This is a genomic window from Streptomyces sp. SGAir0957 (genome assembly GCF_043523415.1).
In genome coordinates, this window is the sequence record NZ_CP027293.1 from 4,475,088 (window position 1) to 4,492,584 (window position 17,497).

The window sequence follows — 17,497 nt, forward strand, 5'->3', positions numbered from 1 at the left end:
TGGAGCGAACGACCGGGTTCGAACCGGCGACCTCAACCTTGGCAAGGTTGCGCTCTACCAACTGAGCTACGTTCGCAAAGCTCCACTTTCGTGGTGCTCCGTGCGCCGAAGCGCGACGCCTACTATACCCAACCTCGCTCGCGTGCGATCCGCACCGCCGCGTGCCGGTTCTCGGCGCCGAGCTTCGAGACGGCCGACGACAGATAGTTCCGCACGGTGCCCTGCGACAGCGCGGCCCGCTCGGCGATCTCCGTCACGGGCGCCCCGTCGGCCGCCAGCTCCAGGACCTCGGCCTCGCGCGCGGTCAGCGGGGAGTCCCCGGCGGAGATCGCGTCGGCCGCCAACTCCGGGTCCACATAGCGGTTTCCGGCGTGCACGGTGCGGATGATCTCGGCGAGCCGCTGCGCGCTGACCGTCTTCGGCACGAACCCGCGCACCCCCGCCGCGAGGGCGCGCTTCAGGTGCCCGGGGCGCCCGTGGCTGGTCACGATCATGGTCCGGCAGCCGGGCAGCTCGGCCCGGAGCGTTGTGGCCACACTCACACCGTCGGCGCCCGGCATCTCCAGGTCGAGCACGGCGACGTCGGGGGAGTGCGCCCGCGCCATGGCGAGCGCCTCGGGCCCACTGGCCGCCTCGGCGACGACGACCAGGTCGTCCTCGAGCGCGAGGAGCGCGGCGAGCGCACCCCGGATGAGGTGCTCGTCATCGGCCAGCAGTACGCGCAATGCCATCACGCACCCTCCTGCTCGCGCCGTGCCGTAGACGCCGTCGCCGCGCGCTCCCGCTCACGGCGCACCGACGAGTCCGTCGGCTCCGGCACCGGTTCCGGCACCGGCACCGTAGCCGTCAGCCGGAACACCCCGTCCCGCACCACAGTCGCCTCCAACGTCCCCTCCAGTACCGCGAGCCGCTCCCGCAGTCCGGCGAGGCCCGAGCCGCGGCCGGGCGTGCCGGGGCCGGTGACCCCGTCGTTCTCCACCGTCAGCACGACCTCCCGCGCTCCCTTCGTCAGGTCCACCCGGCAGGCGCTCGCGTCGCCGTGCCGCAGCACGTTCGTCGTGGCCTCCCGGACGACCCAGCCGAGCGCGGACTGGACCTCGGGCGGGAGCCCCGCGGCGGACCCGGAGACCGTGCAGTCGATGCCCGCCGCGCTCAACACCCCCTTCGCACCGGCCAGTTCCGCGCTCAGGTCGGCCTCGCGATAGCCGCGTACGACCTCGCGCACCTCCTTCTGCGAGTCCTGGGCGATGCGCTGCACCTCGATCATCTGGGTGACGGCGTCCTCGGTCCTGCCGCGCCGGGCCAGCTGCACCGCCAGTTCGCTCTTGAGGGCGACGACGGCGAGGTTGCGGCCCATGACGTCGTGCAGGTCGCGGCCGAACCGGAGGCGTTCCTCGGCGACGGCGAGCCGGGCCTCGACCTCGCGGGCGTGCTCGGACTCCCACATGACGGAGAGGCTCCAGGCGCTGCACCGCGCGGTCAGCAGTTCGAGGGGGACGGTGATCCCGAGGACGATCGCCACCGCGACGATCCGGCCGACGCTCGCGCCCACGGCGGCGAACAGCGCCAGCGTCACCGCGATCGCCACGCCGCTTCGCTTCAGGAACGTACGGACCGGCACGGTCAGCACGTAGGCGCAGGCGAACGGCATCGGCAGGAACAGCAGCGGCAGGGCGATCAGGCCCTCCTTCATGCTGTCGGTCGCGTCGAGAGCGACGAGCAGGCCGAGCGCCGCCACCGTCAGCCCCGCCGCGACGCGCGTCTGCACGGGCGGCACGGGGCCGCGTCCCAGGTACTGGTCGAGGGCGCTGCGCACATGGACGTGGGCAACGGCGCACTGGGCGAGGTTCACCACGGCCAGCGCGATGCCGAGGGCGATCGCGGTGCCGTCATGGCGGAGCGACCCGACGAGCGCCGGGCCGCTCCATGCCAGGAAGTAGAACCAGTTCACCGCGCGCAGCACGAGCCGGCTCTGCCACTCCACCCGCTCGATCTTGCTGCGCTCCCGCCACCGGCCTGGCATCCGCACCGCTACGCTCCCGCCCGCTTCACCGTCGCGGTTCCCAGCGGAACCACCGTCGTACAGCAAACACCGCGAGGACGATCCAGGCCACCGACGTGACGAGCGCGCCGAGCGCGTCGTGCGTGGTCAGCTCGCCGCTCCAGCCGCCGCGGATCAGGGTGAGCGGTCCGGTCAGGGGAAGCAGTTCGCAGACGGACGCCAGCTTGTCGGGCATGACCTCCAGCGGCACGAACGTGCCCGAGCCGAGCATCGAGATGAGCAGCATCGGCATGGAGGCGACCTGGGCGCTCTCCACGCTGCGGCTGAACACGGTGGTGATCGCGGCGAGCGCGACACACAGCGGGAAGCCCAACAGCAGCCCGAGGACGGTGTATTGGGGCGCGCCGGGGGCGCTCACGTCGAGCACCGCGCTGCACGCGACGGCCAGGACGACGCACTGGACAAGCCCGATCGCGACGGACGGCAGCGCCGCCCCCGTCAGGATCTCGCCGTCGCGCAGCTCACCGGTGCGCAGCCGCTTGAGGACGAGTTCCTCGCGCCGTGCCGCGTACACGCTGACCAGCGCGCTGTAGACGGCGAAGAGGAGGGAGAAGCCGATCGCCCCGGTCAGCACGACGACGCCGACGCTGAGCCCGGTGCCCTTCAGCGCCTTCTCGTCGAGGGACAGGCTCAGGCTGAACGGCAGCACCAGAGGGACGAAGACGGCGCTGAACAGCACGCCCTTGCTCCGTCCGAGCAGCGTCAGCTCGGCCCGCGCGAGGGAGCGGAGCCGCCCCGCCGGGGTGGTCGTCATCGTCGCCGTGCTCATGCCGCCATCTCCTTCGCCCGCTGGTTCTCCGGCTCACCGGCGCCGTCCTTCAGGTCCCGCGCGATCCGCAGGAACGCCTCTTCGAGGGAGGCCCCGCGCACGTCGAGGCGGCGCAGTTCCACGCCCGCGTCCCTGGCCCAGACGAGCAGCCCGGTGGCGGCGCGCTGGAGCTCGTCCGTACGCAGCCGGACCAGGCGCCCGGTGATCTCGTGGTCGCTGATGCCGAGTGGCCCGAGCGGCGGAAGATCGCCCACGTGGTACCCGTCGGGCAGCTCGAACGAGATGTGCGAGGGCTGGGCGGCGACGACCTCGTCGACGCGCCCCTCGGCGGCGATCCGCCCCTCGTGCAGGATGGCGAGCCGGTCGGCGAGCGACTCCGCCTCTTCGAGGTAGTGGGTGGTGAGCAGCACGGTCGTGCCGTCGGTGCGCAGGCGGCGCACCAGTTCCCAGGTCTCGCGGCGCCCTTCGGCGTCGAGCCCGGTCGTCGGTTCGTCGAGGAAGAGCACCTCGGGCCGTCCGAGCAGGGCGAGCGCGAGGTCGAGCCGCCGCTTCTCGCCGCCGGACAACTGCTTGACCCGGACCTTGCCGCGGCCGGTGAGCCCCACCATCTCCAGGGCTTCCCCGACGGGCCGCGCCCCGCTGGTGCAGCCGGCCCACATCCGTACGGTCTCGGCGACGGTCAGCTCGGCGGGGAATCCGCCCTCCTGGAGCATGACGCCGATCCGCGGCCGTACGTGGTCGCGCTCTCTGTGCGGGTCGTGGCCGAGCACCCGTACCTGCCCGCCGGCGGGCGCCGCGAGCCCTTCGAGGAGTTCGACGGTGGAGGTCTTGCCCGCGCCGTTGGTGCCGAGGAGGGCGAAGAGCTCGCCGCGGCCCACGGAGAAGCTGACCCCGCGCACCGCCTCGTAGGAGCCCCGCTTGCCGTCCCCGTACACGCGGCGCAGATCAGTGACATCGATCACGCGCTCGTTGCTGGTCATGGATCCAGCGTCGCGGCGGCCGGGGCCGGTTTGCAGTGCGCGCTGTCATCGGCCCGCATGACAAATGTCAGGTGTCGCACGCACCCATGCGAAAGGCCCCGGATCCTGGGATCCGGGGCCTTTCCCTTCTGGAGCGAACGACCGGGTTCGAACCGGCGACCTCAACCTTGGCAAGGTTGCGCTCTACCAACTGAGCTACGTTCGCATTGCCTCTGATCGGCTTTCACCGACCAGCGCGAGCATCAGCCTACCGCACTCGAAAGAGTGCCTGGTACGCGATGCGGAGCGGGTGACAGGAATTGCACACTGCGCCTTCCCCCTGGAAGGGGGATGTTCTACTACTGAACTACACCCGCACAACCTCGTGGGCTGCGGCTTTGTCGGCCTTGCCCCTCGGCGTGCTCCAGACTTTAGCCGACCGCCGGGGGTGCAGCGCAAGTCGGTTGTGCCGAGGGGCTCCTGACGGGGGCGCGGCCGGCCGGCCGCGCGCCTCAGTTGGCCTCGGCGAACGCCTCGTAGACCCGCTTCGGGATGCGGCCGCGCGGCGGCACCTCGAACCGGTTGGAGCGGGCCCAGGCGCGTACGGCGGCCGGGTCCGGGCTCAGGTCGGTGTGGGTGAACGCCTTGCCGGTCCTGCTGGAGCGCTTGCGGCCCGCCTCCAGGTACGGGGCCAGGGCCGAGCGGAGCTTTTTGGCATTGGCTTGATTGAGGTCGATCTCGTACGACCTGCCGTCGAGACCGAAGACGACCGTTTCCGCCGCTTCTCCGCCGTCGATGTCGTCAAAGAGAGTGACCACGACACGCTGCGCCACGAATATCGGTCCCTTCGTCCGGCATCCCCGCTTTGACGTGCGGTGATGTCGACTGTCCAGCTCTGTATGAGCAATGCCCGGGCTTAGCGTGCGCCCGAGTGCAGGCAGGTTGCCTGTATGCGCCATTTCCTTTTTACCCTGCCCGACATTGTGCTGGGAAGACCAGTTAATAATCTGCGCGTGTCTCCGGGGCGAGTAATCCGGACTGTTTCCCTTGATTTTCCGTGCGGATCTTCGCCGGGTGACGTAACGTGACGCGGCTCTCGTAGCTTCCTACCGTCTACGCGAGTAGAAGATTTGGGCAGGTACGCTGAACGGACCTGCTCAGCACCACACACCGGGAGTGCCAGTGGCACGCGTCGTAGTCGACGTCATGCTCAAGCCGGAGATCCTCGACCCCCAGGGCCAGGCGGTGCAGCGTGCGCTGCCGCGCCTCGGTTTCGACGGCATCTCCGACGTTCGCCAGGGAAAGCGATTCGAGCTCGAAGTGGACGGGCCGGTGGATGACGCCGCCCTCGCCCGTATCCACGAGCTCGCGGAAAGCTTCCTCGCCAACACGGTGATCGAGAACTTCGTCGTGAAGGTGGAAGACGCCGCGGGCGCGGAAGAGCCCGTTTCGTCCGCGGTGGGGGCCGAAAAGTGACCGCTCGTATTGGCGTCGTCACCTTTCCCGGTTCCCTCGACGACCGGGACACCCAGCGCGCGATCCGTCTGGCCGGTGCGGAACCGGTGGCCCTCTGGCACAAGGACAAGGATCTGAAGCAGGTCGACGCGGTCGTCCTGCCCGGCGGATTCAGTTACGGCGATTACCTGCGCGCGGGCGCCATCTCGCGTTTCTCGCCCGTCATGGAGACGCTGATCGACCAGGCGAAGGCGGGCCTGCCCGTCCTCGGCATCTGCAACGGGTTCCAGGTCCTGACCGAGGCCCACCTGCTCCCCGGCGGCATGCTCGGCAACGACCACCTGCACTTCATCTGCCGCGATCAGAAGCTGCGCGTGGAGAGTGCGGACACCGCCTGGACCGCCGACTACGAGTCGGGCCAGGAGATCCACATCCCGCTGAAGAACATGGACGGGCGCTACGTCGCCGACGAGCGCACGCTCGACATGCTGGAGGCGGAGGGCCGCGTCGTCTTCCGCTACCTCGACGTCAACCCGAACGGCTCGCTGCGCGACATCGCCGGCATCACGAACGAGGCGGGCAACGTCGTCGGTCTGATGCCGCACCCGGAGCACGCCGTGGAGCCCCTCGTCGGCTCCGGCCGCACCGACGGCCTCCCCTTCTTCACCTCGATCCTCAAGAAGCTGGTCGCCGCCTCATGAGCCTCGACACCGTAGAGAACGCGAGCAAGACCCCCGACGTCGAGCTCCCCTGGGCCGAACTCGGCCTCAAGAAGGACGAGTACGCGCGCGTGGTCGAGATTCTCGGCCGCCGCCCCACGGGCGCGGAGCTCGCCATGTACTCCGTCATGTGGTCCGAGCACTGCTCGTACAAGTCCTCCAAGGTCCACCTGCGCCAGTTCGGCGAGAAGGCACCGCAGTCCGACGCCATGCTGGTCGGCATCGGTGAGAACGCCGGTGTGGTGGACGTCGGCCAGGGCTACGCCGTCACCTTCAAGGTGGAGTCGCACAACCACCCCTCCTACGTCGAGCCCTACCAGGGCGCGGCCACGGGCGTGGGCGGCATCGTGCGCGACATCATCGCCATGGGCGCCCGCCCGGTCGCCGTCGTGGACCCGCTGCGCTTCGGCGCCGCCGACCACCCCGACACCAAGCGTGTCCTGCCCGGCGTCGTCGCCGGCATCGGCGGCTACGGCAACTGCCTGGGCCTGCCGAACATCGGCGGCGAGGTCGTCTTCGACGCCTGCTACCAGGGGAACCCGCTGGTCAACGCCGGTGCGATCGGCGTCATGCGGCACGAGGACATCCACCTCGCGAAGGCGTCGGGCGCGGGCAACAAGGTCATCATGTACGGCGCCCGGACCGGCGGCGACGGCATCGGCGGCGCCTCCATCCTGGCCTCGGAGACCTTCGACGACGCCAAGCCGTCGAAGCGGCCCGCCGTGCAGGTCGGTGACCCGTTCCAGGAGAAGCTGCTCATCGAGTGCACCCTGGAGGCGTTCGCCGAGAAGCTCGTCGTCGGCATCCAGGACCTCGGCGCGGCAGGTATCTCCTGTGCGACGAGCGAGCTGGCGTCGAACGGCTCGGGCGGTATGCGCGTCGAGCTGGACGACGTACCGCTGCGCGACTCCACGCTCTCTCCTGAGGAGATCCTCATGAGCGAGTCGCAGGAACGCATGTGCGCCGTGGTCGAGCCCTCGAAGGTCGACCGCTTCCTGGAGATCTGCGAGAAGTGGGACGTCATCGCCACCGTCATCGGCGAGGTGACCGACGGCGACCGCCTGGAGATCTTCTGGCACGGCGAGAAGATCGTCGACGTCGACCCGCGCACGGTCGCGCACGACGGCCCGGTCTACGAGCGCCCCTACGCGCGCCCCGAGTGGCAGGACGCGCTCCAGGCCGACGACGCGAACAAGCTGCCGCGCCCTTCTTCGAGTGATGAGCTGAAGGCGCAGGTCCTCGCGCTCGTCTCCTCGCCCAACCAGGCGTCGAAGAAGTGGATCACCTCGCAGTACGACCACTTCGTGCAGGGCAACACCGTTCTCGCGCAGCCCGAGGACTCGGGCATGATCCGCATCGACGAGGAGACCGGCCTCGGCGTCGCCATCGCCACGGACGGCAACGGCCGGTACGCGAAGCTCGACCCGTACACGGGCGCGCAGCTCGCCCTGGCGGAGGCGTACCGCAATGTCGCGACGACGGGCGCCAAGCCCCTCGCCGTCTCCGACTGCCTGAACTTCGGCTCGCCCGAGGACCCGGCCGTCATGTGGCAGTTCGCCGAGGCCATCCGTGGTCTCGCCGACGGCTGCCAGCAGCTCGGCACCCCGGTGACCGGCGGCAACGTCTCGCTGTACAACCAGACCGGCGAGGCGGCCATCCACCCGACACCGGTCGTCGCCGTCCTCGGCGTCATCGACGACGTGGCCCGGCGCACGCCGGTCGCGTTCAAGGAGGAGGGCCAGCTGCTCTACCTCCTCGGTGACACCCGCGAGGAGTTCGGCGGTTCGGCCTGGTCGCAGGTGGTCCACGACCACCTCGGCGGTCTTCCGCCGCAGGTCGACCTGGAGCGCGAGCGGCTGCTCGGCGACATCCTCATCTCGGCCTCGCGCGACGGCATGATCGACGCCGCGCACGACCTCTCCGACGGCGGTCTGATCCAGGCCGTGATCGAGTCGGCGATGCTCGGCGACAAGGGTGCGCGCCTGGTCGTCCCGGACGGCCTCGACGCGTTCACCTTCCTCTTCTCCGAGTCGGCGGGCCGCGCGGTCGTCGCCGTCCCGCGGAGCGAGGAGCTGCGGTTCACGGACATGTGCGGGGCGCGGGGTCTGCCCGTCACGCGCATCGGCGTCGTGGACGGTTCGGGCGCGGAGGCCACGGTGGACGTGCAGGGCGAGTTCGCCCTGCCGCTGTCGGAGCTGCGCGAGGCGCACGAGGCGACCATTCCGGCGCTGCTGGCGTAAGCGTTTCCTGAGCAGCGAAGTCCCCTGTCCGGGCCGGGCGGGGGACTTCCTCGTGTTCGGGTCGGCTCGGGGGCCTCGGTGTGTTCGGGTTCGCCCGAACGAGGGATTGGGCGGTCCTACGTAATTACGTAATCTCGATGCATGACAGAACTTGAGCGACGCGTCGCCGAGCTGGAGCGGCGGCTCGACGCCTTGGAGAACGGGCCGGCGGGCGGCCCGGCGGCACCGACGGGCGCCCCGGGCACGTTCTGGGCGCTCGAAGGGCTGAAGGAACAGCTCGCCGATGTCACGAGCGGAGGCGTGCTGTTCACCGGGGCGGTGCGCCTGCCCGGCATGGAGGAGGGCCAGGGCCATGAGTGGCAGTACGGGGCTGTCACCGACGAACTGCTCGCGGCCGACTGGGCGGACGTGGCCGAGGCGTTCGCGGCGCTGGGCCACGGCCTGCGGCTCCGCCTGCTCCGCGAGATCCTGGGCGGCCGCACCTCGGCCACGGAGCTGGCCGACCTGGACGATGTGGGGACCAGCGGCCAGATCTACCACCACCTGCGCCAGTTGACCGCTGCCGGCTGGCTGCGCTCGGCGGGCCGGGGCCGCTACGAGGTACCGGCGGGCCGGGTCGTACCCCTCCTGGTGGCACTGACGGCGGCGCGACCGGCCTGAGGAACGTGAGGGAAGCCGAGCGCGATGAACGGGGGAAGCACGACGAACCGGGGAAGCACGACGAACCGTGGAAGCGCGAAGAACGGGGGAAGCAGGACGGTACGTCAGCATGTCGGTGGGCGGGCGTAGGGTCGCCGGCATGACTCCTTCGCCGACCGGGAGGGGCGCGGGCGCCGCGGGCAGGAAGCGCACCCGTACCTACGCCTCCGCCAAGATCCGCAGCGCCGTGCTCACCCAGTTCGGGAACGTGCGGAAGGCGGCCGGGACCCTGACGTCCGAGCAGCTCGCGGGGCCGACGCGGCTCGGGGACTGGACCGTGCGGGAGCTGCTGGCGCATCTGTCGATGGCCCTCGGCGCGATCGACCGGGCCCTTGAGCGGCCGGAGCCGGGCAAGGCCGAGGTCGCGGCGCTCGACTGGCCGTTCGCCACGGCGGCGAACGCCGGGGGCATCGCCGACCGCAGCCGGGCCGTCGCCGCCGAGAACCCCGACGTTCCGGCGCTGCTCGCCCGGACCGAGGAGCGTTTCGCGGCGCACCTGGAGAGCACCGCCGACAGCCGGGTGCTCGCGGTGGGGGCCGGTGCCATGACGTTCGCCGACTACCTGGTCACCCGTACCGTCGAGCTGGTCGTGCACACCGACGACCTGAACGACGCGGTGCCGGGGCTCGACGTCCCCGTCGACCGGCAGGCGCTGGCCGCCTGTACGCGGCTGCTCGCCGACGCGCTCGCCGTGAAGGCGCCGGGCGCTTCGACGGAGGTGCGGATCCCGCCGTTCGCCGTCGTGCAGTGCGTCGAGGGTCCCCGGCACACGCGCGGCACCCCGCCGAACGTGGTCGAGACGGACCCGCTGACCTGGATCCGGCTGGCCACGGGGCGTACGCGGTGGACGGTGGCGATCGACGACGCGCTCGTCAGCGCCAGTGGTGAACGGGCCGATCTGTCGGCCCTGTTGCCGATCATGGCCTGAACGGCCCGCCAGTGACCCGCCGGTAGGAGGCGGAACCCCACGCGGAGACGGGCGGAACCCGACAGGGGGGTCGCCCCGTCACATCGGCATGTTCACGCAACGCAGTACCCGCGCCCTGTTCACCGCCGCTCTCCCCCTGGTCGCGCTCACCACCGTCGCGGCCTGCGGGAACGAGAAGGCGTCCGACGAGAACGCGTCCGACGAGAAGGCGTCCCACGCGAAGGCACCCGGCACGGTGGAGGTCGGCGGCGCCCCGGTCGCCGGCGTCACCTGGCACGTGCGCAGCATGACGGTGGACGGGACGACGACCAGGGCACCGGACAGCGCGCATCTGCGGTTCGTCTCGGACAAGCGGGTGCGCGGCAACTACGGCTGCAACGACTTCGACGCGCAGGCCCGGGTCGACGGCGACAGTGTCGACCTGGGCAAGGTGAAGACCACCCTCATGGCCTGCGCGGACAAGAAGGAGGGCGCGTTCGAGAAGAGCCTGGCCCGCGCGCTCGCCGACAAGAACACCGTCAAGGCGCACGGCGAGGACCGGCTGACCCTCACCCGCGCCAACGGCGACACCGTCGCGCTGACCAGCAGGGCCGAGCCGGACGATGCCGCGCTCACCGGCACCCGCTGGACCGTCGACACCCTGCGCCACGACGACGTGGCCGACTCCGTGCCGAAAGCGGCGCGGGACCGGGCCCGGCTCGTCCTCGGCGAGGACGGCCACGTCGACGCCCGCCTCGGCTGCAACAGCGGCCGCGCCAAGGCCACCGTCAAGGACGGGCACATCGCCTTCTCCTCGCTGACCAGCACCAAGATGGGCTGTGTCGGTGCTGCCGCCGAGGTGGAGAAGGCGATGAAGAAGGTCCTCGGCGGCGACAGGACCGTGGCCTACAAGGTCGAGGGCGACACCCTCACCCTGACCGCGCCCGACGGCACGGGCATCGGCCTCACCGCGGCGCGGAAGTAGTGCGGCGCGGGGATCAGGCGGGGTACGGAAGAAGCGCCTTGTCGGTCTTCTCCCACACGGCCTTCAGCTCGGCCAGCACCTTCGGCTCGTCCGCCGCCCGGTCGGCCTGCTCGCGCCGGTCGGCGGAGAGGTCGAACAGCTGGTCCGTGCCGCCCTTGCCGCGGTAGTACTTCCAGTTCCCGCGCCGCACGGCCCGTTCCCCGCGCACCCGCCAGAACAGATCGCGCTCGGGCAGTTCCTCGCCGCGCAGCAGATATCCGGCGAGGCTGGTCCCGTCGAGCGGGTGGGCGCGGTCGGGCCGGGCGCCGCCGATCTCCAGGAGCGTCGCCGTCCAGTCGGGGGTGAAGACCGGCTCGTGGCTGACCTGCCCGCCGTCGAGCCGCGCGGGCCAGCGCACGATCGTCGGCACGCGGATGCCGCCCTCCTGGAGGGACGACTTGTTGCCGGAGAGCGGCCAGTTGTAGGAGAAGCGTTCGCCGCCGTTGTCCGAGGCGAAGAAGACGAGCGTGTCCTTCTCCTGCCCGGACTCCTTGAGCGCCTTGAGGACCTGCCCGACCGACCGGTCCAGGTCCTGCACCATCTGCGTGTACTTCTCGACGGACCCGCCGTCGGTGTGGAACAGCGCCCGGCCGTCCCCGGCCTTGATCCGCCGGACGACCTCGGCGCTCTCCTCCTCGTCCCCGTCGGCTATCCAGGGCCAGTGCGGGGTGGTGAAGTTCAGGTTGAGCAGCCACGGCCTGCCCCGGTGGTCCCGGCGCACGTACTCGCTCGCGCGCTCCGTGAGGATCCGCGTGTAGTACCGCAGGTCCTTGTACTCGGCGTCGCCCTCCCGCACGTCGCCCTCGTACAGGTCGTACTCACCGCCGAGCCCGAGCTTGGAGTAGTACTCCAGGGCCCCGCCGAAGTTCCCGAAGAACTCGTCCCAGCCGGACTTGGTCGGCGAGTAGTCCGGCAGGTAGCCGCAGTGCCACTTGCCGATGAGCGCGGTGGCGTACCCGGCGCCGCGCAGCAGCGACGCGAGCGTGGGGTGGTTCGGGTCGAGCCCGACGGACCGGTCGGCGATCGGTTCGGCGAGCCCGCCCTTCGTGCGGCCCGGGTAACGGCCGGTGTAGAGGCTGAACCGGGTCGGGGAGCAGGTCGCGGAGCCGCTGTACGCGTCGGTGAAGCGCACGCCCTGCCGCGCCAGTTTGTCCAGGTTCGGCGTCTTGATGTGCGGAGCGCCGTACGAGGAGAGGTCGGCCCAGCCCAGGTCGTCGCCCAGGATGAACAGGATGTTCGGCCGTTTCGCGGACCGCCCGGCGACGGCCCGGAACGGCCGTTCCTCGGCGCCGGGGGCGGCCTCGGCACGGTGGGCGGTTCCAGCACGGGTGGCGGCTTCGGCGGGCGCGGCCGCCGAACCGAGCGCGGCGGCGGTCGCCGAGGCACCGACCACCCCGCCGAAGGTGCGCCGGGACAGTTTCGAGGCATGCGAAGGCATGAAGGCACTCCGGAGGAGAAGAGGGGGAGAAAGACATGGAAACGGGAGGTCACGCTCCTCCGGCGCAAAGGAGCGGAACCCGTGACAGGTCAGGCGTTGTTACAGCTCAGGCGCGGCGACAGATCGCGCTGGCGACACGGACGAGGTCGACGTGCCGGCGCTCCACGAGGGTGACCGTGCGGTCACGGAGGAGAGGCTGCATGATCCAGGACCATGCCGACCGTGACGTACACCTGTCAACGACGGTCCGTAGTGCGGACGTCCGAAGGGCGGACCTCCGGAGTGCGTCCCGTCACATTCGGCCGGGCGCACGCCCCCGCCCCCGGCCACCCCACTGTTTACCCCGGTGAACGCCGCTACAGCCCTGGAATCACAGGCCCGAACGCCCCTCGGACCCACCCGGCGCTACGCGCGTCCAGTGCGTTCCGCCAACCGCACGGGCCCCTCCAGGACGTAGGAACCACCTATCCCCAATTCGGACCAGTGGTCGATCTCGCCTACACTCGAAAACGTGCCACGTGGTGACGGTCGACTCAATCACGATCTGCTCCCCGGCGAGAAAGGCCCCCAGGACGCTTGTGGCGTCTTCGGTGTCTGGGCTCCGGGCGAAGAGGTCGCAAAGCTCACGTACTTCGGGCTCTACGCCCTCCAGCATCGGGGCCAGGAATCCGCGGGAATCGCGGTCAGCAACGGCTCCCAGATCCTCGTCTTCAAGGACATGGGCCTCGTGTCCCAGGTCTTCGACGAGACTTCCCTAGGCTCCCTCCAGGGTCATATCGCGGTCGGTCACGCCCGCTACTCGACCACCGGGGCCTCCGTTTGGGAGAACGCCCAGCCGACGTTCCGCGCCACCGCGCACGGTTCGATCGCGCTCGGCCACAACGGCAACCTGGTCAACACGGCGCAGCTCGCCGAGATGGTCGCCGACCTCCCCAAGGAGAACGGGCGGGCGACGCAGGTCGCCGCCACCAACGACACCGATCTCGTCACCGCCCTGCTCGCGGGCCAGGTCGACGACGACGGCAAGCCGCTGACCATAGAAGAGGCGGCGCCCAAGGTGCTGCCCCAGGTCCAGGGCGCGTTCTCGCTCGTCTTCATGAACGAGAACACCCTGTACGCGGCCCGTGACCCGCAGGGCATCCGCCCGCTGGTCCTCGGCCGCCTGGAGCGCGGCTGGGTCGTCGCCTCGGAGTCCGCCGCGCTCGACATCTGCGGCGCCTCGTTCGTCCGCGAGATCGAGCCGGGCGAGTTCGTAGCAATCGACGAGAACGGCCTGCGAACGTCGCGCTTCGCCGAAGCAAAGCCCAAGGGCTGTGTCTTCGAGTACGTCTATCTGGCCCGTCCCGACACGGACATCGCCGGGCGGAACGTGTACCTCTCCCGGGTGGAGATGGGCCGCCGTCTCGCCGCCGAGGCCCCGGTCGAGGCCGACCTCGTCATAGCGACCCCGGAGTCCGGCACGCCGGCCGCGATCGGCTACGCCGAGGCCAGCGGAATCCCGTTCGGTGCGGGTCTGGTGAAGAACGCCTACGTTGGCCGCACCTTCATCCAGCCCAGCCAGACGATCCGCCAGCTCGGCATCCGGCTGAAGCTGAACCCGCTCAAGGAAGTCATCAAGGGCAAGAAGCTCGTGGTCGTCGACGACTCGATCGTCCGCGGCAACACGCAGCGCGCCCTGGTCCGGATGCTCCGCGAGGCCGGCGCGGCCGAGGTCCACATCCGGATCTCGTCCCCGCCCGTGAAGTGGCCGTGCTTCTTCGGCATCGACTTCGCGACCCGCGCCGAGCTGATCGCCAACGGCATGTCGGTCGACGAGATCGGCACCTCCCTCGGCGCCGACTCGCTCTCGTACATCTCCATCGACGGCATGATCGAGGCGACCACCATCGCCAAGCCGAACCTCTGCCGCGCCTGCTTCGACGGCGAGTACCCGATGGACCTCCCCGACCCCGAGCTGCTCGGCAAGCAGCTCCTGGAGACGGAGCTGGCGGCGGGCCCCGCGGCCACGGCGGCGAACGACGCGATCCGTCGTCCGTAACCCGACCACCGCAGCCTCGTCAGCTCACCGGCTCGACGGCCGCGTCGGCCAGACCGCCGCCGCGGCCCGACAGCGCACCAGCTCGACCGCCTCGACACGAAAGCTCTCACACCCATGTCTTCTGAGTCTTCCGGTGCCAGCTACGCCTCCGCAGGCGTGGACATCGAGGCGGGCGACCGCGCCGTCGAGCTGATGAAGGAGTGGGTGAAGAAGACGCGGCGCCCCGAGGTCCTCGGCGGCCTCGGCGGCTTCGCCGGCCTCTTCGACGCCTCCGCCCTGAAGAAGTACGAGCGTCCGCTCCTGGCCTCCGCCACGGACGGCGTCGGCACCAAGGTCGACATCGCCCGCCGCCTCGGTGTGTACGACACGATCGGCCACGACCTCGTCGCGATGGTCATGGACGACATCGTGGTGTGCGGCGCGGAGCCGCTGTTCATGACCGACTACATCTGTGTCGGCAAGGTCCACCCCGAGCGTGTCGCGGCCATCGTGAAGGGCATCGCCGAGGGCTGTGTCCTCGCGGGCTGCGCCCTGGTCGGCGGCGAGACGGCGGAGCACCCCGGGCTGCTCGGCCCGGACGACTTCGACGTCGCGGGCGCCGGCACGGGCGTCGTGGAGTACGAGAACCTGCTCGGCCCCGATCGCATCCGTGAGGGCGACGCGGTCATCGCCATGGAGTCGTCCGGCCTTCACTCGAACGGGTACTCGCTGGTCCGCCACGTCCTCCTGGAGCGGGCCGGGATGGCCCTGGAGCAGCAGGTCGACGAACTCGGCCGGACGCTCGGCGAGGAGCTCCTGGAGCCGACGAAGATCTACTCCCTGGACTGCCTCTCCCTCACCAGCACCACCGAGGTCCACGCCTACAGCCACATCACCGGCGGCGGCCTCGCGGCGAACCTCGCCCGGGTGATCCCGGACGGCCTGCACGCCACCGTGGACCGCTCCACGTGGGCCCCTGGTGCGATCTTCGACCTCGTCGGCAAGGCCGGTCAGGTGGAGCGCCTGGAGCTGGAGAAGACGCTCAACATGGGCGTCGGCATGATGGCGATCGTCCCGCAGGAATCGGTCGACGTCGCCCTCACCACGCTCGCTGACCGGGGCGTGGAGTCCTGGGTGGCCGGCGAGATCACCGAGCGCGGCGCGCACACGACGGGCGCCGAGCTGACGGGCGACTACGCGAAGTAGATCCCGCGGGCGCTGTGGGGTCGCCCTGTGGGGGGCGGCCCTGCGGCGGCGGCGTTACGGCGGGCGGGATTGCTGGGCCCGCCTTGTCGGCAGCCGCATTGTGGGAACAGCACAAAACCCGGTCCGGCGTGGTGACCACTCCGGACCGGGTGAGAGTGCAGCAGTAAGCAGGGAAGTCAGCTGGGATCAGCCGAGATCAGTTACGTGCTGGCAGCTGTCACGAGTCAAGCGCCGCGGCGCTGAGACGACGGACCGGACTCGTCGGAGTCCTCGTCCTCGCCCTCGTTGTACAGATCCGCATAGCGGGCGTACGGGTCGTCTTCCTCGTCGTCGTCATCGAAAGGCTCGCCGTTCGGCGGCTGATTCGATACTGGGTTCGACGTCGATGCGCCCAGCTCATTGGCCAGACGCGACAGGTCAGTCCCGCCGCTGCTGTACTTCAGCTGGCGGGCGACCTTCGTCTGCTTGGCCTTTGCCCGGCCGCGCCCCATGGCTCGACCCCCTCGGATACGGGGCTCGACGGCCCCAGAGTCTTGACACGCGTTCATGATCTAGAACGGGCTCCCCGCGAGGAGACCGGTCCGTAGGGCTTCCACGGTACCTGAGCCCACGCCCATACGGTACGTCGCCCGCAGGACGCGCCTGCCCACAGGACCAGCAAGGAGCCCTGTCCTCGCTGGTCAGCTGCGATTTTAACCTCTTCTGGACCTGCGACCCGCCGAAGAGCGTGACACTGGTCATGTCCGCGCCGTGATCAGCGGGACGAGCGCGCCTCCGCCATCCGCTGCTCGGCGATCCGGTCGGCCGCGGCGGCCGGCGGAATACCATCCGTCTTTGCGCGAGCGAAGATGGAAAGCGTGGTGTCGAAGATCTTCGCCGCCTTGGTCCTGCACCGGTCGAAGTCGAAACCGTGCAGCTCGTCGGCGACCTGGATGACACCGCCCGCGTTCACCACGTAGTCGGGGGCGTACAAAATCCCGCGGTCGGCGAGGTCCTTCTCGACACCCGGGTGCGCGAGCTGGTTGTTGGCCGCGCCGCACACCACCTTCGCGGTGAGCACCGGCACCGAGTCGTCGTTGAGGGCGCCGCCGAGCGCACAGGGCGCGTAGATGTCGAGGCCCTCGACCTGGATCAGCGCGTCCGTGTCGGCGACGACCGAGACGGACGGGTACTGGTCGGTGATCCGGCGCACGGACTCCTCGCGCACGTCCGTCACCACGACCTCGGCGCCGTCCGCGAGGAGGTGCCCGACCAGGTGGTGGCCGACCTTGCCGACACCGGCGACGCCGACCTTGCGGCCGCGCAGCGTCGGGTCGCCCCACAGGTGCTGGGCGCTGGCGCGCATGCCCTGGAAGACGCCGAAGGCGGTGAGCACGGAGGAGTCGCCCGCGCCGCCGTTCTCGGGGGAGCGTCCGGTGGTCCAGCGGCACTCGCGCGCGACCACGTCCATGTCGGCGACGTACGTGCCGACATCGCAGGCCGTCACGTAGCGGCCGCCGAGGGAGGCGACGAAGCGGCCGTAGGCGAGCAGCAGCGCCTCGCTCTTGATCACGGCGGGGTCGCCGATGATGACGGCCTTGCCGCCACCGTGGTCGAGCCCCGCCATCGCGTTCTTGTACGACATGCCGCGGGCCAGGTTCAGCGCGTCGGCGACGGCCTCGGCCTCGGTGGCGTACGGGTAGAAGCGGGTGCCGCCGAGGGCCGGGCCGAGGGCGGTGTTGTGCAGCGCGATGACGGCCTTGAGGCCGCTCGCGCGGTCCTGGCAGAGCACGACCTGCTCGTGCCCGCCCTGGTCCGAGTGGAAAAGGGTGTTCAGGACGTCCGGGGCGGTGGTGGCGCCGGAGGTGGTGACAGGGTCGCCGGTCACATCGGTCACTGTGGTGACTCCCAAGTACATAGCGGCGGTTGGGCGGAATCCCGTGCGGGTGGCGGGCTCTCCACCGTTCGTGGGCAAGAGATTAGAACGTGTGGAGGTCCGCCACGGCTGCAGTGCCGAGGATCA

General features: G+C 70.3%; 17 protein-coding genes and 3 tRNA genes. 8 read left to right on the plus strand and 12 right to left on the minus strand.

Going from position 1 to position 17,497, the window contains the following annotated elements:
- The 8 genes from C1N81_RS24870 to C1N81_RS24905 all read right to left on the minus strand — a co-directional run bounded on the left by C1N81_RS24870 (position 1) and on the right by C1N81_RS24905 (position 4,623).
- A tRNA-Gly gene (locus C1N81_RS24870) sits at positions 1–76 on the minus strand.
- Positions 77–122: 46 nt separating this feature from the next.
- Positions 123–731 carry a response regulator gene (locus C1N81_RS24875; protein ID WP_394432624.1) on the minus strand — a complete coding sequence of 203 codons (609 nt, stop codon included), beginning with the start codon at positions 729–731 and terminating at the stop codon, positions 123–125.
- Positions 731–2,023 (minus strand): sensor histidine kinase, encoded by a 1,293-nt coding sequence (locus C1N81_RS24880; RefSeq protein WP_394438207.1) that lies wholly within the window; start codon positions 2,021–2,023, stop codon positions 731–733. The genes C1N81_RS24875 and C1N81_RS24880 overlap by 1 nt, the downstream gene beginning before the upstream one ends.
- Before the next feature lie 25 nt (positions 2,024–2,048).
- On the minus strand, positions 2,049–2,831 hold the full coding sequence (locus tag C1N81_RS24885; protein WP_394432625.1) for an ABC transporter permease: 783 nt from the start codon (positions 2,829–2,831) through the stop codon (positions 2,049–2,051).
- Positions 2,828–3,811 carry an ABC transporter ATP-binding protein gene (locus C1N81_RS24890; protein ID WP_394432627.1) on the minus strand — a complete coding sequence of 328 codons (984 nt, stop codon included), beginning with the start codon at positions 3,809–3,811 and terminating at the stop codon, positions 2,828–2,830. Before C1N81_RS24890 ends, C1N81_RS24885 begins: the two co-directional genes overlap by 4 nt.
- A 129-nt stretch (positions 3,812–3,940) precedes the next feature.
- Positions 3,941–4,016 (minus strand) — tRNA-Gly (locus tag C1N81_RS24895).
- A 79-nt stretch (positions 4,017–4,095) separates the two neighbouring features.
- Positions 4,096–4,167 (minus strand) — tRNA-Gly (locus tag C1N81_RS24900).
- A 135-nt stretch (positions 4,168–4,302) separates the two neighbouring features.
- The gene (locus tag C1N81_RS24905) at positions 4,303–4,623 is read right to left on the minus strand and encodes a histone-like nucleoid-structuring protein Lsr2 (protein WP_394432629.1); all 321 of its coding nucleotides are present in this window, start codon (positions 4,621–4,623) and stop codon (positions 4,303–4,305) included.
- A gap of 349 nt (positions 4,624–4,972) precedes the next feature.
- On the opposite strand from C1N81_RS24905, the gene purS reads away from it, so the two are divergent.
- From purS to C1N81_RS24935, 6 genes are all read left to right on the plus strand, one after another.
- The gene (gene purS, locus C1N81_RS24910) at positions 4,973–5,266 is read left to right on the plus strand and encodes a phosphoribosylformylglycinamidine synthase subunit PurS (RefSeq protein ID WP_394432631.1); all 294 of its coding nucleotides are present in this window, start codon (positions 4,973–4,975) and stop codon (positions 5,264–5,266) included.
- Positions 5,263–5,946 (plus strand): phosphoribosylformylglycinamidine synthase subunit PurQ, encoded by a 684-nt coding sequence (gene purQ, locus C1N81_RS24915; RefSeq protein WP_394432633.1) that lies wholly within the window; start codon positions 5,263–5,265, stop codon positions 5,944–5,946. The genes purS and purQ overlap by 4 nt, the downstream gene beginning before the upstream one ends.
- A complete protein-coding gene (gene purL, locus C1N81_RS24920) occupies positions 5,943–8,204 on the plus strand; it encodes a phosphoribosylformylglycinamidine synthase subunit PurL (RefSeq protein ID WP_394432635.1) in 2,262 nt (753 codons plus the stop codon). The genes purQ and purL overlap by 4 nt, the downstream gene beginning before the upstream one ends.
- A 141-nt stretch (positions 8,205–8,345) precedes the next feature.
- Positions 8,346–8,864 (plus strand): ArsR family transcriptional regulator, encoded by a 519-nt coding sequence (locus C1N81_RS24925; protein WP_394432637.1) that lies wholly within the window; start codon positions 8,346–8,348, stop codon positions 8,862–8,864.
- A 139-nt stretch (positions 8,865–9,003) separates the two neighbouring features.
- Complete coding sequence (locus C1N81_RS24930; protein ID WP_394432639.1) at positions 9,004–9,831, plus strand: maleylpyruvate isomerase family mycothiol-dependent enzyme; 828 nt, start codon at positions 9,004–9,006, stop codon at positions 9,829–9,831.
- Positions 9,832–9,919: 88 nt separating this feature from the next.
- Positions 9,920–10,795, plus strand: a complete 876-nt coding sequence (locus C1N81_RS24935; protein WP_394432641.1) for an META domain-containing protein — start codon at positions 9,920–9,922, stop codon at positions 10,793–10,795.
- Positions 10,796–10,808: 13 nt separating this feature from the next.
- On the opposite strand, the gene C1N81_RS24940 is transcribed toward C1N81_RS24935, so the two are convergent.
- On the minus strand, positions 10,809–12,272 hold the full coding sequence (locus tag C1N81_RS24940) for a sulfatase family protein (RefSeq protein ID WP_394432643.1): 1,464 nt from the start codon (positions 12,270–12,272) through the stop codon (positions 10,809–10,811).
- Between the two features lie 106 nt (positions 12,273–12,378).
- The gene (locus tag C1N81_RS24945) at positions 12,379–12,474 is read right to left on the minus strand and encodes a putative leader peptide (RefSeq protein ID WP_394432645.1); all 96 of its coding nucleotides are present in this window, start codon (positions 12,472–12,474) and stop codon (positions 12,379–12,381) included.
- 309 nt (positions 12,475–12,783) lie between these two features.
- On the opposite strand from C1N81_RS24945, the gene purF reads away from it, so the two are divergent.
- Positions 12,784–14,310, plus strand: a complete 1,527-nt coding sequence (gene purF / locus C1N81_RS24950) for an amidophosphoribosyltransferase (protein WP_394432647.1) — start codon at positions 12,784–12,786, stop codon at positions 14,308–14,310.
- Between the two features lie 114 nt (positions 14,311–14,424).
- Positions 14,425–15,495: a phosphoribosylformylglycinamidine cyclo-ligase gene (gene purM / locus C1N81_RS24955; protein WP_394432649.1), complete on the plus strand. Its 1,071-nt coding sequence runs from the start codon at positions 14,425–14,427 to the stop codon at positions 15,493–15,495.
- Between the two features lie 224 nt (positions 15,496–15,719).
- Here purM and C1N81_RS24960 read toward each other — a convergent pair whose 3' ends face one another.
- Complete coding sequence (locus tag C1N81_RS24960; RefSeq protein ID WP_394432651.1) at positions 15,720–15,986, minus strand: DUF3073 domain-containing protein; 267 nt, start codon at positions 15,984–15,986, stop codon at positions 15,720–15,722.
- Between the two features lie 263 nt (positions 15,987–16,249).
- Positions 16,250–17,371 (minus strand): Leu/Phe/Val dehydrogenase, encoded by a 1,122-nt coding sequence (locus C1N81_RS24965; RefSeq protein WP_394432653.1) that lies wholly within the window; start codon positions 17,369–17,371, stop codon positions 16,250–16,252.
- Between the last annotated feature and the right edge of the window lie 126 nt (positions 17,372–17,497).

Excerpts from the sequence above, each read along its gene's own strand:
- C1N81_RS24940 (WP_394432643.1), bottom strand. The coding sequence starts at position 12,272 with ATGCCTTCGCATGCCTCGAAACTGTCCCGGCGCACCTTCGGCGGGGTG.
- C1N81_RS24945 (WP_394432645.1), bottom strand. The coding sequence starts at position 12,474 with ATGCAGCCTCTCCTCCGTGACCGCACGGTCACCCTCGTGGAGCGCCGG.
- C1N81_RS24935 (WP_394432641.1), top strand. The coding sequence starts at position 9,920 with ATGTTCACGCAACGCAGTACCCGCGCCCTGTTCACCGCCGCTCTCCCC.
- C1N81_RS24875 (WP_394432624.1), bottom strand. The coding sequence starts at position 731 with ATGGCATTGCGCGTACTGCTGGCCGATGACGAGCACCTCATCCGGGGT.
- C1N81_RS24890 (WP_394432627.1), bottom strand. The coding sequence starts at position 3,811 with ATGACCAGCAACGAGCGCGTGATCGATGTCACTGATCTGCGCCGCGTG.
- purM (WP_394432649.1), top strand. The coding sequence starts at position 14,425 with ATGTCTTCTGAGTCTTCCGGTGCCAGCTACGCCTCCGCAGGCGTGGAC.
- C1N81_RS24930 (WP_394432639.1), top strand. The coding sequence starts at position 9,004 with ATGACTCCTTCGCCGACCGGGAGGGGCGCGGGCGCCGCGGGCAGGAAG.
- C1N81_RS24885 (WP_394432625.1), bottom strand. The coding sequence starts at position 2,831 with ATGAGCACGGCGACGATGACGACCACCCCGGCGGGGCGGCTCCGCTCC.
- C1N81_RS24960 (WP_394432651.1), bottom strand. The coding sequence starts at position 15,986 with ATGGGGCGCGGCCGGGCAAAGGCCAAGCAGACGAAGGTCGCCCGCCAG.
- C1N81_RS24880 (WP_394438207.1), bottom strand. The coding sequence starts at position 2,023 with ATGCCAGGCCGGTGGCGGGAGCGCAGCAAGATCGAGCGGGTGGAGTGG.
- purL (WP_394432635.1), top strand. The coding sequence starts at position 5,943 with ATGAGCCTCGACACCGTAGAGAACGCGAGCAAGACCCCCGACGTCGAG.
- C1N81_RS24925 (WP_394432637.1), top strand. The coding sequence starts at position 8,346 with ATGACAGAACTTGAGCGACGCGTCGCCGAGCTGGAGCGGCGGCTCGAC.